Annotated in this window: 12 protein-coding genes; 7 read left to right on the forward strand and 5 right to left on the reverse strand. The window is 45.1% G+C overall.

Features of this window, described 5'->3' with window-relative positions; translation table 11 throughout:
• Nucleotides 1-370 precede the first annotated feature (370 nt).
• The 5 genes from ruvB to aspS all read right to left on the reverse strand — a co-directional run bounded on the left by ruvB (nt 371) and on the right by aspS (nt 5,624).
• Complete coding sequence (gene ruvB, locus R8O10_RS15555; protein WP_005378312.1) at nt 371-1,375, reverse strand: Holliday junction branch migration DNA helicase RuvB; 1,005 nt, start codon at nt 1,373-1,375, stop codon at nt 371-373.
• 287 nt (nt 1,376-1,662) lie between these two features.
• Nucleotides 1,663-2,274 carry a Holliday junction branch migration protein RuvA gene (ruvA, locus tag R8O10_RS15560; RefSeq protein WP_005378313.1) on the reverse strand — a complete coding sequence of 204 codons (612 nt, stop codon included), beginning with the start codon at nt 2,272-2,274 and terminating at the stop codon, nt 1,663-1,665.
• Between the two features lie 67 nt (nt 2,275-2,341).
• A complete protein-coding gene (ruvC, locus tag R8O10_RS15565) occupies nt 2,342-2,863 on the reverse strand; it encodes a crossover junction endodeoxyribonuclease RuvC (protein ID WP_005387909.1) in 522 nt (173 codons plus the stop codon).
• 92 nt (nt 2,864-2,955) lie between these two features.
• Nucleotides 2,956-3,702 (reverse strand): YebC/PmpR family DNA-binding transcriptional regulator, encoded by a 747-nt coding sequence (locus R8O10_RS15570; protein WP_017635061.1) that lies wholly within the window; start codon nt 3,700-3,702, stop codon nt 2,956-2,958.
• A gap of 143 nt (nt 3,703-3,845) precedes the next feature.
• A complete protein-coding gene (gene aspS, locus R8O10_RS15575; protein ID WP_005378401.1) occupies nt 3,846-5,624 on the reverse strand; it encodes an aspartate--tRNA ligase in 1,779 nt (592 codons plus the stop codon).
• A gap of 273 nt (nt 5,625-5,897) precedes the next feature.
• Here aspS and R8O10_RS15580 point away from each other — a divergent pair, with 273 nt between their 5' ends.
• The 7 genes from R8O10_RS15580 to R8O10_RS15610 all read left to right on the forward strand — a co-directional run bounded on the left by R8O10_RS15580 (nt 5,898) and on the right by R8O10_RS15610 (nt 12,540).
• Nucleotides 5,898-6,764, forward strand: coding sequence for a DUF72 domain-containing protein (locus R8O10_RS15580; protein WP_042522110.1), 867 nt, complete (start codon nt 5,898-5,900; stop codon nt 6,762-6,764).
• A gap of 93 nt (nt 6,765-6,857) precedes the next feature.
• A complete protein-coding gene (cmoA, locus tag R8O10_RS15585; protein WP_017635063.1) occupies nt 6,858-7,595 on the forward strand; it encodes a carboxy-S-adenosyl-L-methionine synthase CmoA in 738 nt (245 codons plus the stop codon).
• Nucleotides 7,596-7,676: 81 nt separating this feature from the next.
• On the forward strand, nt 7,677-8,648 hold the full coding sequence (gene cmoB, locus R8O10_RS15590) for a tRNA 5-methoxyuridine(34)/uridine 5-oxyacetic acid(34) synthase CmoB (RefSeq protein ID WP_053307473.1): 972 nt from the start codon (nt 7,677-7,679) through the stop codon (nt 8,646-8,648).
• Nucleotides 8,649-8,924: 276 nt separating this feature from the next.
• Nucleotides 8,925-9,671 carry an ATP-dependent zinc protease gene (locus R8O10_RS15595; RefSeq protein ID WP_005378391.1) on the forward strand — a complete coding sequence of 249 codons (747 nt, stop codon included), beginning with the start codon at nt 8,925-8,927 and terminating at the stop codon, nt 9,669-9,671.
• Nucleotides 9,672-9,682: 11 nt separating this feature from the next.
• Nucleotides 9,683-11,188, forward strand: coding sequence for an inactive transglutaminase family protein (locus tag R8O10_RS15600; protein ID WP_005378389.1), 1,506 nt, complete (start codon nt 9,683-9,685; stop codon nt 11,186-11,188).
• Between the two features lie 3 nt (nt 11,189-11,191).
• Entirely contained in the window at nt 11,192-12,160 is a 969-nt protein-coding gene (locus R8O10_RS15605; protein WP_005378387.1) for an alpha-L-glutamate ligase-like protein, read from the forward strand.
• Nucleotides 12,161-12,387: 227 nt separating this feature from the next.
• Nucleotides 12,388-12,540 carry a hypothetical protein gene (locus R8O10_RS15610; protein WP_005378381.1) on the forward strand — a complete coding sequence of 51 codons (153 nt, stop codon included), beginning with the start codon at nt 12,388-12,390 and terminating at the stop codon, nt 12,538-12,540.
• Nucleotides 12,541-12,627: the final 87 nt, after the last annotated feature.

Genomic DNA, 12,627 nt, shown 5'->3' on the forward strand with positions numbered 1-12,627 from the left:
AACTCATTGTTGCAAAAATGTTCTTCATTGGTTAGTTAATTGTTAAGCATCAGCTAATATAGCTGGGGCTAATATTACTTGTAAAAACAGATTGTTTCAAAAGGTTTATAGCCGTAACGCGCTTTGATATACATCAATGTTTATGCGCGGAATTTGCACAAAAATCCATCACATTGATCTAGATCAACCAGTATTGGATACGGATGTTAAGAGAGAGTAATCAGGAGAGAAATTAACCAGTTGCAAGCAAACATCGAGTTAACAATCAATGCTTTTTACTTACTAAACCAGTATGAGAAAAAATTCAAAAAAATGTGAGTTTGGTCAACTTTAATGAAGCGCTGGGCAACAAAGGCCCAGCGAGGGAATCTTATTTTTCAATTCCGAAATGCAAATACGCACGATCTGTCGCGATTCTTCCACGCGGAGTGCGTTGTAAATAACCTTGCTGAATAAGATAAGGCTCAAGAACGTCTTCAATAGTGTCCTTTTCTTCACCTATTGCCGCTGCCATGTTGTCGAGCCCGACCGGACCACCACCAAATTTTTCCATAATCGCGAGTAGTAGCTTACGGTCCATGTAATCGAAGCCTTCGGCGTCCACATCAAGCATATTCAACGCCTTATCGGCAACATCGGCGCAAATGTGACCATTGCCTTTTACTTCCGCATAATCACGAACACGGCGTAGCAAACGGTTAGCAATACGTGGTGTGCCACGCGCACGTCTTGCCACTTCCAATGCACCTTCAGGTTCCATTGATAAACCTAAACAATCCGCGCTTCGCTGCACGATATCTTGGAGGTCTTTTATCTTATAAAACTCAAGGCGCTGAGTAATACCAAAGCGGTCGCGCAATGGTGACGTCAAAGAGCCCGCTCGGGTCGTCGCACCAATTAACGTAAACGGTGGTAAATCGATCTTAATAGAACGAGCGGCCGGACCTTCACCGATCATAATATCCAGTTGATAATCTTCCATCGCCGGATATAGCACCTCTTCAACCATCGGACTCAAGCGGTGAATCTCATCGATGAACAACACATCGTTTTCTTCAAGGTTGGTTAACAGCGCGGCCAAATCGCCTGCTTTCTCAAGTACAGGGCCTGAAGTAGTGCGAATGTTCACTTCCATTTCATTGGCAACGATATTCGCAAGTGTGGTTTTACCCAAACCTGGGGGACCAAAAATCAAAAGGTGATCAAGTGCTTCGCTACGTAACTGAGCAGCTTTAATGAAGATCTCCATTTGGTCACGGACATGGTCCTGACCTTGGTAATCCGCTAATTTTTTTGGCCGAATAGCACGATCAATGACATCTTCATCACGAAAGGCAGGGTTTTCTGGCGCGATTAAACGATCGGCTTCAATCATCTTTTTACCTTGAAAAATGGTTACCTGAGAGAATAATGCCGCTCGTTTAACAGCAAGTGGCATATTTCTATATCTCGTCATCCTGTACAGCGACGAAGGAGCGTGATACAGGATCTTCTATCCGAGCGATTTATGGTCAAATTGTTTCATTAACCGCTCAGCGTGCTGCTATTAGATTCCCAGTCTCGCCAGGCTCGCTGGAATGACACAAAAAAACATCGTTAAGCGATTGGCATTAACCTTAGAGAATGAGTTATCTTGAACAAATATTCACTGTGCAACCAGCGTTACACCATTGATTTTAGAGCTTCACGGATCATTTGCTCACTGCTCATGTCCGGTTTAGCGATCTGAGATACCACTTTCGACGCTTGAGTCGGCTTGTAACCTAGAGCTAGAAGCGCACTGATTGCCTCTTCTTCTGCGTTGTTGGATGTTGCACCAGAATCCGCAGGAGCAGCATCCGTAAATGGCGTAAATAGATCGCCAGCGCCCCACCCTTTCAAGCGGTCTTTCATTTCAACAACCAATCGCTCTGCGGTTTTCTTGCCAACGCCTGGAAGCTTAACCAGCGTAGAAACGTCTTCATGTTCCACACAAGTAACAAATTGCGTTGCTGTCATACCAGAGAGAATACCAAGACCGAGTTTAGGACCAACGCCATTGGCTTTGATCACTTCACGGAAAAGTGCTCGTTCTTTTACTGTGTTGAAACCGTATAGCAATTGCGCATCCTCACGGACAACAAAGTGAGTATAAATAATGGCTTCTTCGCCAACATTTGGCAGTTCGTAAAAACAGCTCATTGGCATCTGGACTTCATAACCAATGCCATTAACTTCAATTAATACTTCAGGTGGTTGTTTTTCAATCAGTATGCCACGAAGACGTCCAATCACTATAAATACTCTTTGGAAATGAATTTGCGACAGGATAATAAAGAACTGGATAGACATCCAGTTAATTTTAACGGTAGCGCCCTTTTCTGGCACTGGTTGCTTTGCCCGCTAACGCAACGAGAGTCTTGTTAGTATTGGCATGACAAATCGCCACACCCAAAGCATCGGCTGCATCCGCTTGAGGCTTGGCGGGCAATTTAAGCATCTGCTGAACCATATGCTGAACTTGCGCTTTGTCCGCGCCACCAGTGCCGACGACAGCTTGCTTAATAAGACGAGCCGCGTATTCAAATACCGGCAACTCCGCATTCACCGCAGCAACAATTGCACTGCCACGAGCTTGGCCAAGTTTTAGCGCTGAATCCGCGTTTTTGGCCATAAACACTTGCTCGATCGCGAAAACGTCCGGTTGAAACTGGGTAATGATTTCCGTGACGCCTGCATAAATCTGTTTAAGCCGACCCGGAAGTTCTTTTTCTGAAGTACGAATGCAGCCACTACCAAGGTATTGCAAGTGGCGTCCATTTTGACGAATGACCCCATAGCCGGTAATGCGCGAACCTGGGTCAATGCCCAAAATAATTGACATGAATGTTCCTAAAAATGAGGCCTAATTCGGCCTCAGTCTTTTTATTATTACTTGCTAACTTCGGAGCAAATACCGCTACCGACACCTTGAGTTTAATCTAGCGTAGCCGCAACGTCGTCAGAGATATCACCATTGTGATAAACCTCTTGAACGTCGTCCAGATCTTCCAAAGCGTCAATCAAACGAAGTAGTTTTGGCGCAGTATCCGCGTCCAAATCTGCTTTCGTAGATGGGATCAGCGACACCTCAGCGTTCTCTGCCTCAAACCCTGCGGCATCAAGAGCATCTTTTACGAGTCCAAAATCGCCTGGGGCCGTGTAGACATCAATCGAGCCATCTTCTGCCGTTTCAATGTCATCAGCACCACTTTCTAATGCTACTTCCATTACCCCATCTTCATCTAAACCTGGGCCATATGAAATCACGCCTTTCTTGTCGAAAAGATAGTTGACGCTACCATCCGTCCCCAGATTACCGCCTGACTTTGAGAATGCATGACGTACGCCAGATACCGTACGATTTCGGTTATCCGTCATACATTCGACCATGACCGCCGTACCACCTGGACCATAACCTTCATAGATCACGGTTTCCATGTTGTCGTCGCCTTCACCACCAGCACCTCGGCTGACAGCGCGGTTGACAGTGTCACGTGTCATGTTGTTAGACAGTGCTTTATCAATTGCTGCTCGCAAACGTGGGTTATTTTCTGGCTCACCGCCCCCCTCTTTTGCCGCAACAACGATTTCACGAATTAATTTAGTAAAGATTTTGCCGCGCTTCGCATCTTGCGCTGCTTTACGGTGACGAATATTCGCCCATTTACTATGACCAGCCATAATTCACCTTTTAATGTATTTTGACGCTTAATAACAAAACATGTTCTAAAAAGCGTTGCTTGGGAAATTGCTTTGGAAGTTTCTTGGGTTTATTTAAACAAAAACTCCCGCAGTTGCGGGAGTTTTCTTCAAATGTTGTGCGCTTATTCTGCGTCTTTTTCTTTCGCTGCAGTTACTGCGATTGCTAGCTCTTCTAGCGCTGCTGGGTTCGCAATACTTGGTGCGTCTGTTAGTAGACACGCCGCTGCTGTTGTTTTAGGGAACGCGATAACATCACGGATGTTCTCTGTGCCACATAGCAGCATTACTAGACGGTCTAGACCAAATGCAAGACCAGCATGTGGAGGCGTACCGAATTTCAGCGCATCAAGCAGGAAGCCGAACTTAAGCTGTTGCTCTTCAGGTGTGATACCTAGAATATCAAATACGGCTTCTTGCATATCTGCGTTGTGGATACGAACAGAGCCGCCGCCCACTTCGTAGCCATTTAGAACCATATCGTAAGCGTTAGAATTTGCCGCAGCAGGGTTTGCTTTTAGCTCTTCCGCAGTCACACCTAGAGGCGATGTGAATGGGTGGTGCATCGCGTGTAGGTTGCCTTCGTCATCTTCTTCGAACATCGGGAAGTCAACCACCCATAATGGAGCCCAAGCAGATTCATCCGTTAGCTCTAGGTCTTTACCTAGTTTCAAACGTAGCGCACCCATTGCTTCTGCAACGATACCCGCTTTATCAGCGCCAAATAGGATAATGTCACCAGATTCCGCTTGAGTACGATCTAGAATGCCGTTGATCACGTCTTCATTTAGGAACTTAGCGACTGGAGATTGGATACCTTCCATGCCCGCTGCACGGTCATTAACCTTCATCCAAGCTAGACCTTTCGCACCGTAGATGCCAACGAATTCACCGTAGCCATCAATTTGCTTACGAGTCAAAGATGCACCACCTGGAACGCGAATAACGGCAACGCGGCCTTTTTCGTCGTTTGCTGGACCTGAGAATACTTTGAACTCAACATCTTTCACTAGGTCAGCAACGTCTACTAGTTCCAGTGGGTTACGTAGGTCTGGCTTGTCCGAACCGAAACGACGAATCGCTTCGCTGAACGGCATTACTGGGAATTCACCTAGGTCAACATTTAGTAGCTCTTGCCACATTTCACGAACCATTTTCTCAGTCGTTGCACGAACTTGGTCAGCCGTCATGAATGACGTTTCGATATCGATCTGAGTGAATTCTGGTTGACGGTCAGCACGCAAGTCTTCATCACGGAAACACTTAACGATTTGGTAGTAACGGTCAAAACCAGACATCATTAGAAGCTGTTTGAATAGCTGTGGAGACTGAGGAAGCGCGTAGAAGCTGCCTTTGTGAACACGGCTAGGTACTAGGTAGTCACGAGCGCCTTCTGGAGTCGCTTTTGTTAGGACTGGTGTTTCGATGTCTAGGAAACCGTTGTCATCTAGGAAACGACGAACAAAGCTAGACGCTTTAGCTCGTAGCTTGATGCGGTCGCTCATTTCTGGACGACGTAGATCTAGGTAACGGTACTTCAAGCGCTGCTCTTCAGAGTTCTTTTGGTTGAAGTCTAGAGGCAGAACATCAGAACGGTTGATGATTTCAAGACCTTTCGCAAGGATCTCAACTTCACCTGTTGCCATGTCTTTGTTTGCTTGGCTCTCTGGGCGAACGCGCACTTCACCCGTTAGTTTGATACAGAATTCATTACGAAGTGTGTTCGCCACTTCATACGCATCCGCCATATCTGGATCAACAACTACCTGAACGATACCTTCGCGATCTCGCATATCAATAAAAATAAGACCGCCTAAATCACGACGACGGTTAACCCAGCCGCAAAGTTCTACAGTTTGTCCTGCAAGGGACTTGTTCAGGTGACCACAGTAATGGGTACGCATAATGAAATTCCCAATCTCTCAAATGTTGTTAACTACGCTCTGTCAGCCTCATTGCTAAGCAGAGTAAAGATTCAGTTATACGCTGAATGTCCACGAAAATCGACTACTCAACATACAATTACGTGTGTTTTATCATTCACTGGTGCTTTTTAGTACAACAAATGTTCAAAAGCGCACCAAAGCGAAAAAATTGGGGAGGATTATAGCGTGAAATTACCTATTTCAGCAAAACTCTCGTAAAGTATTCACACGAGTAGCAAGCAGTAAAGAATAATGGATAACTTACCTCTTCGACTTGGATTGACGATGTGGTCGCACAATCAATGGCAACAAAGTTTTTACGGCAGCGGGACAAAGCCCGCTGAACGTTTAGAAAGGTATGCGCAAGTGTTTCATACCGTGGAAGGCAACACGACATTTTATGCCACACCGACGCTCAATACAGTGCAAAACTGGAGAGCCGCAACCCACGATGATTTTCGCTTTACTTTCAAACTTCCTAAAGCCATCACTCATGAGCAAATGCTAAGAGGTTGCAGCGAACAACTGAGAGACTTCATGAAAGTCATGGAGCCTTTGCATGACCGTGTGGGCCAATGGACAATTCAATTACCAGCCGCATTTGGTCCTGAGCACCTTGATCGGCTGAAAAAGTTCTGTGCGAACTTTCCACCTAACTTCCCTCTCGGTGTTGAGGTTCGCCATATGGCATTTTTCTCCAAAGGCGAAGAAGAGCGAGCACTTAACCAATGGTTAGTAGAGAATAATATTGACCGCATTATTATGGATAGCCGCCCAGTCTTTGCCGCTAAGCCCGACAATGAGGCGATTATTGATGCACAAATGAAAAAACCACGAGTCCCTGTTCACGCCATTGCTACCGCTTCACACCCTTTGATTCGCTTTATTGGTCATCCAGAAGAACAGCAAAATTACGAGTTTTTTAAACCATGGCTCAACAAGTTGCCACAATGGATTGCCGAAGGTAAACAGCCATATGTCATGATCCATACCGCAGACAATATAATTGCGCCAGAGTTGGCCGCAAACCTATATAAAGACATACAAAAGCGTATCACACTCCCTGAGTTATCACCTTTCCCAGCTGACGATGGCAACTCGCAGTTACAGATGTTCTAACGCAACACATGACAGAGGCGCGAAATTCCCATAAAATACGCGCCTTTTTTGGTGCCTGACATTTTCAGGCGGCTTGTATGCAGAGACTTAGTTATGAACCCTAAGAGCAATCCAGATACTATTTTTTCGGCTCCAATCGATAAAATTGGGGATTTCACGTTCGATGAACGCGTAGCGGAAGTATTTCCTGACATGATTCAACGATCGGTACCGGGTTACAGCAATATCATTTCTGCAATCGGTATGCTGGCAGAGCGTTTTGTAAAACCTCACTCAAACATCTATGACCTTGGCTGTTCTTTGGGTGCTGCAACATTGTCTATGCGTCGCCATATCAAACAAGAAGGTTGCCAAATCATCGCAGTGGACAACTCTCCTGCGATGGTTGAGCGTTGTAAACTTCACGTCAACGCTTACCGCAGTGACACTCCTGTGGATGTAGTAGAAGCAGACATTCGCAATATCGAAATTGAAAACGCGTCAGTGGTGGTGTTGAACTTCACTTTGCAATTCCTCTCTCCAGAAGATCGTTACTCCTTGCTCGAGAAAATTTACGCAGGCCTGCGTCCAGGCGGCATTTTGATTCTATCGGAGAAGTTCGTCTTCGAAGATGAAGTTTCGAACGAACTGTTAATTGACCTTCACCACGACTTTAAACGTGCGAATGGTTATAGCGAACTAGAAATCAGCCAAAAGCGCAGCGCGATAGAAAACGTAATGCGCCCAGATTCAAAGAAAGAACATAAAGAGCGTTTCGCTAAAATTGGCTTTTCTAGCTACGATGTTTGGTTCCAATGCTTTAACTTCGGCTCCATGTTCGCGATTAAATAGACCATGCATACAAAGCCTGAACCATACCGATTTCGGCTTTTGTTAATAATTTATACCCATCAACTCAGCGATTAACTAACTATGTTTAACTTTGCAAATTTCTACCAATTGATTGCCCAAGACACCCGTCTTCAACCTTGGCTTAATGTGCTTCCACAACAGCTAACGGATTGGCAAAATGCAGAGCACGGTGACTTTGGTCGCTGGTTGAAAGCCCTGAACAAAATCCCAGCGGGTAGACCGGACAACATCAACATTGTTGATTCTGTCACGATTTCAAACAATGAGCCCATGCCTCAAGGGGAACTTAAAAAGCTAGAAAGCTTACTTCGTACATTCCATCCTTGGCGCAAAGGCCCATACAACGTACACGGCATCCATATTGATACTGAGTGGCGCAGTGATTGGAAATGGGACCGCGTGCTTCCGCATATTTCACCATTAAAAAATCGCAGCGTACTCGATGTAGGTTGTGGTAACGGCTACCACATGTGGCGCATGCTAGGCGAAGGTGCACGCTTAACTGTCGGTATCGATCCATCTCACCTGTTTCTAATTCAGTTCGAAGCAATTCGTAAACTAATGGGCGATGACCAACGTGCACACCTATTGCCATTGGGTATTGAACAACTACCTAAGTTAGAAGCGTTCGATACGGTATTCAGCATGGGCGTGCTTTACCATCGCCGCTCGCCTCTCGATCATTTAGTGCAACTAAAAGATCAATTGGTATCTGGTGGTGAACTCGTATTGGAAACACTCGTGATTGAAGGTGATGAGAATGCAGTACTGGTCCCGACTTCTCGTTACGCGCAAATGCGTAATGTCTATTTCTTCCCTTCAGCAAAAGCCCTAAAAGTGTGGTTAGAATTGGTCGGTTTTGAAGATGTTCGTATCGTTGATGAAAACATCACATCCGTAGATGAACAACGTACCACAGATTGGATGACGCATAACTCTCTACCTGACTACTTAGATCCGAACGACCCAAGCAAGACTGTAGAAGGCTACCCTGCCCCTCGCCGCGCGGTTCTTGTCGCTCGCAAATCATAATTCGCTGAGATTCCTGACATTGTCTTAACTCATTTTACGAGTTAAGACATTACCCTCTTTCCTCGTAATGAGCGAGTTTGATTTTTGAATCCATTTTTCACGTCAAAATATAAGCACGCTCTAAATAAGGATGCGCTTTTATGTCCTTGATTTTTGGCTTTTCATCACTATTCCTCAAACAATAAGTAATAGAGAAACATTCTTACTTGTGAGGCTTTATCGATATAAGCTAAACTCCTAAAAAATAAACAACTTAATCCAATCCCAAGGTTTTCAATGTTATTACGATTGACCCCGATTGTTGCCATCGCCTTACTATCTGGATGCTCACTAACCAAAGGCGAACAGTACCACCAAGAAACGTTAGCGGCGATTCAAAATTCAGAAGCGAATGTCAATAATCGCATTACCAACCTAGAGCTACAGCTCAGCAACCAATCGGACTATATCGACAGCCTTGAAGAACAAGTCGATAAACTACAGGTTGAACTTCTTACATTTCGCGATGAAGCAATGGCAGAAGTAAAAAAACCGAAAGAGCCGATTATTGTCCAATCTCCCGCTCCTGTGGAACCAACCCCAACTCACGATATTGTCCTTGGCTCTATCGAAAAGGTCACTGTAGAGTCGATTAAGCAAACTTTTGATGCACGTATCGACACTGGTGCCGCGACGTCGTCTTTAAATGCCGTTGATATTGAAGAGTTCGAAAGAAATGGCAAAAAATGGGTCCGATTCCACTTAGCAGACACCAGTAAATCCGAAGAAGAGAAAAGTACTTGGATCGAAGCTCCTGTCATTCGCTACGTCAAAATCCGCCAGGTTACCAGTGAAGAGTTAGAACGCCGCGCTGTGGTAGAACTTTGGGTGCGCGTTGGAAAAATTCATGAAAAAGCGCAATTTACGTTGGCAGATCGCTCACATATGAACCATCCTATTTTACTGGGTAGAGAATTTATGCGCGACATAGCACTTGTCGATGTAAGTCGTACCTATATCCAAACGGACGAAGATAAAAAATAATAAGGTAGATTATGACGTCAAAAATACCGTTTTACCTTTCTATCATCTTATTGGTGATTGCGGGCATTGCTCTGAGTGTTTTCAGACATGAAAACTACGGCGTGCCTTGGACGCCAGGCGAAACTCGCCAGGTATGGGATGTAGAAGCTCGTATTGAGTTCAATGCTAACGGCAACGAAGTAAAAGCGTCACTTGCAGCACCTCATACACAAAGTGGTTACACACTTATCGGTGAATCTGCTTCCTCATCAGGTTATGGCGTTTCCTACATCAATGACGATTCAGGCCGTCGTGCAGAATGGTCAATTCGCCAAGCTCAAGGGCCACAAACCATATACTACAAAGCCCAGTTCTTAGTAGACCCTCAGGCTAAAGTCACTCCTTTACCGCCAACGGAAGACATTACGCCACCAACGCTATCAGCACCACAAGCAGCAGCGGCAAATGCCCTTATCGAACGTGCGATGAGTCGCTCAGCCGATAATGTGACGTTTACTCGTGAGCTTATCAAAGCGCTTAATGACCCAGATAGCCAAAACTCGTCGCTACTACTGAACGATTTCAGCCGTACTGATGCACTGCATAATATTTTGCTTACCGCAGGTATACAAAGCAAAACCGTCGGTGTTATCGAACTAGAAGATGGTCGTCGACGCCAAACAATTCAACCAATGGTTCAGGTTTGGTCAGGTAAAGATTGGGTACTGTTTTCGCCAAAATCCGAACAAAAAGCAGTGAAACCCAACTTGTTAGTGTGGGATGAATCAAACGTATCCTTACTTGACCTTGTTGGTGGTAAAAATAGCCAAGTGCATTTCTCGATGATTAAGCAAGAAATGACACCACAACAAGCTACAAACAACAAAATAGAAGCAGATGGATTACTGAATATTTCAATTCATAGCCTACCTTTGGAAGAGCAAGCGATGTTCAAAACCATCATGCTCATCCCTATTGGTGCTCTGATCGTTGTGTTCTTGCGTGTGATTATCGGCCTGAAAACATCCGGTACCTTCATGCCTGTGTTGATTGCCGTTGCTTTTGTTCAAACTCAACTATTAACGGGTATTGTCGGTTTCTTGCTAATTGTAGGTACAGGCCTGATTATTCGAAGCTATTTGTCTAGGTTGAACTTATTGCTGGTAGCAAGGATATCTGCGGTCATTATTACCGTTATCATGATCATCTCGGTGTTCACCGTTGTTGCATTTAAGATGGGCTTAACGGAAGGCCTAACAATTACCTTCTTCCCTATGATCATCTTGTCTTGGACGATTGAACGTATGTCAATCCTATGGGAAGAAGAAGGTGCGAAGGAAGTTGCTCTGCAAGGTGGTGGTTCATTGCTGACAGCGGTATTAGTTTACCTTGCAATGACGAACTCATACATTCAACACTTAACCTTTAACTTCATTGGTCTACAGTTGATTGTTCTGGCCGGTATTCTATTACTAGGTACTTACACAGGTTACCGCCTCACTGAGCTACGACGCTTCAAACCACTAGCGGAGGACTAAACGATGTTCGAAAGTTTTACTTCGCCGTCTAAGCTTCGCCATAAAGGCATTATGGGGATGAACAAGCGTAACCACAGCTATATTGGCCGTTACAATGATCGTTCTAAATACCCACTTGTCGATGACAAGCTAAAGACCAAAATTATTGCACAGGCAGCAGGAGCAACAGTTCCTGCCCTGATCGGTGTCATTCATAACCAAGCTGAAGTTAAGACTATCCACAAAATGGTTGAGAACTGGCCTGGTTTTGTAATCAAACCTGCACAAGGTAGTGGCGGTAAAGGCATTCTGGTTGTTACGTCTCATAAAAACGGGGTATATACCAAACCCTCCGGCTCTACAATTGGTAGGGATGAGGTCGAGCGTCACATTAGTAATGCGCTTGCTGGCCTTTTCTCTCTTGGTGGTAAAAATGACGTTGCTGTGGTTGAAAACTTAATCAAGTTTGATGACTGTTTTGATGGCTTCAGTTATGAAGGCGTACCAGATGTTCGGATCATCGTATTTAAAGGTTATCCAGTTATGGCGATGATGCGCTGCTCTACAGCGGCTTCCGACGGCAAAGCAAACCTTCACCAAGGTGCGGTAGGAGTAGGCATTGACATCGCGACAGGTAAAGCCGTCAGAGCGGTGCAGTTCGATCATCCAGTGACTCATCACCCTGATACAGGTAAAGACCTTTCGACCCTTCAAGTACCGCATTGGGAGCGCTTGCTGGAGCTTGCGTCAAGTGCCTGGGAAATGACAGGTTTGGGATACATGGGTACGGATATGGTGCTGGATAAAGATGAAGGGCCTATGGTTTTAGAGCTTAACGCTCGCCCTGGTCTGGCAATCCAAATCGCTAATGGTGCAGGCTTGCTTCCTCGTTTGAAACACATAGAGAGCCTTGGCACACCTGCTGAGTATCCAAAACCGATTGAACGCGTCGCTTACGCGGCAGAGCAATTCGGTGTGAAGCCGTTGTTCTAACCCTCCGACATAATGTTCGTTATTACTCGCCAGTAATTGTCATGATTACTGGCGTTTTTGTTCCCGCATCCAAAAACCTTGCACTTGCTCTCCTTATTAAACACATCCTTCTCATATATAAGTTGAATCAATGATCGAGCTAACAAAATCAACATAGATCGTTTCTTTTCTACTTTGCCTTTTGAGTATGATGAGAGCTCCCCTTACTCAACTTGAGAGGTTGGGAAATGCTAATAAAAGAAACAAATAATGATGAACCAGAGCTTGAAGAACAAGAGAGCTTAGACCAACACCTACAACGCTTGTCTGAGCTTTCTGTCCAAGCACTTGAAGAACTTGCTGAAATGATCGAAGTCAGGGACGATATTCCAGAGGAATAAACGTCGCTTCCTCATTAAGTTCCGCTAATAAGCCGAGACTGCCGTCCTACAGTCTCGGCTTGTCTTATGTTGTTCGAAGCCTACCTC

The organism is Vibrio sp. 1727 (assembly GCF_033344415.1).
GTDB lineage: Bacteria > Pseudomonadota > Gammaproteobacteria > Enterobacterales > Vibrionaceae > Vibrio > Vibrio alginolyticus.

What these genes read in the sequence shown, in the direction of transcription:
- ruvB (WP_005378312.1), bottom strand. Translation starts at nt 1,375, where the DNA reads ATGATTGAAGCCGATCGTTTAATCGCGCCAGAAAACCCTGCCTTTCGT.
- ruvC (WP_005387909.1), bottom strand. Translation starts at nt 2,863, where the DNA reads ATGTCAATTATTTTGGGCATTGACCCAGGTTCGCGCATTACCGGCTAT.
- R8O10_RS15570 (WP_017635061.1), bottom strand. Translation starts at nt 3,702, where the DNA reads ATGGCTGGTCATAGTAAATGGGCGAATATTCGTCACCGTAAAGCAGCG.
- aspS (WP_005378401.1), bottom strand. Translation starts at nt 5,624, where the DNA reads ATGCGTACCCATTACTGTGGTCACCTGAACAAGTCCCTTGCAGGACAA.
- R8O10_RS15580 (WP_042522110.1), top strand. Translation starts at nt 5,898, where the DNA reads ATGGATAACTTACCTCTTCGACTTGGATTGACGATGTGGTCGCACAAT.
- cmoA (WP_017635063.1), top strand. Translation starts at nt 6,858, where the DNA reads ATGAACCCTAAGAGCAATCCAGATACTATTTTTTCGGCTCCAATCGAT.
- cmoB (WP_053307473.1), top strand. Translation starts at nt 7,677, where the DNA reads ATGTTTAACTTTGCAAATTTCTACCAATTGATTGCCCAAGACACCCGT.
- R8O10_RS15595 (WP_005378391.1), top strand. Translation starts at nt 8,925, where the DNA reads ATGTTATTACGATTGACCCCGATTGTTGCCATCGCCTTACTATCTGGA.
- R8O10_RS15600 (WP_005378389.1), top strand. Translation starts at nt 9,683, where the DNA reads ATGACGTCAAAAATACCGTTTTACCTTTCTATCATCTTATTGGTGATT.
- R8O10_RS15605 (WP_005378387.1), top strand. Translation starts at nt 11,192, where the DNA reads ATGTTCGAAAGTTTTACTTCGCCGTCTAAGCTTCGCCATAAAGGCATT.
- R8O10_RS15610 (WP_005378381.1), top strand. Translation starts at nt 12,388, where the DNA reads ATGCTAATAAAAGAAACAAATAATGATGAACCAGAGCTTGAAGAACAA.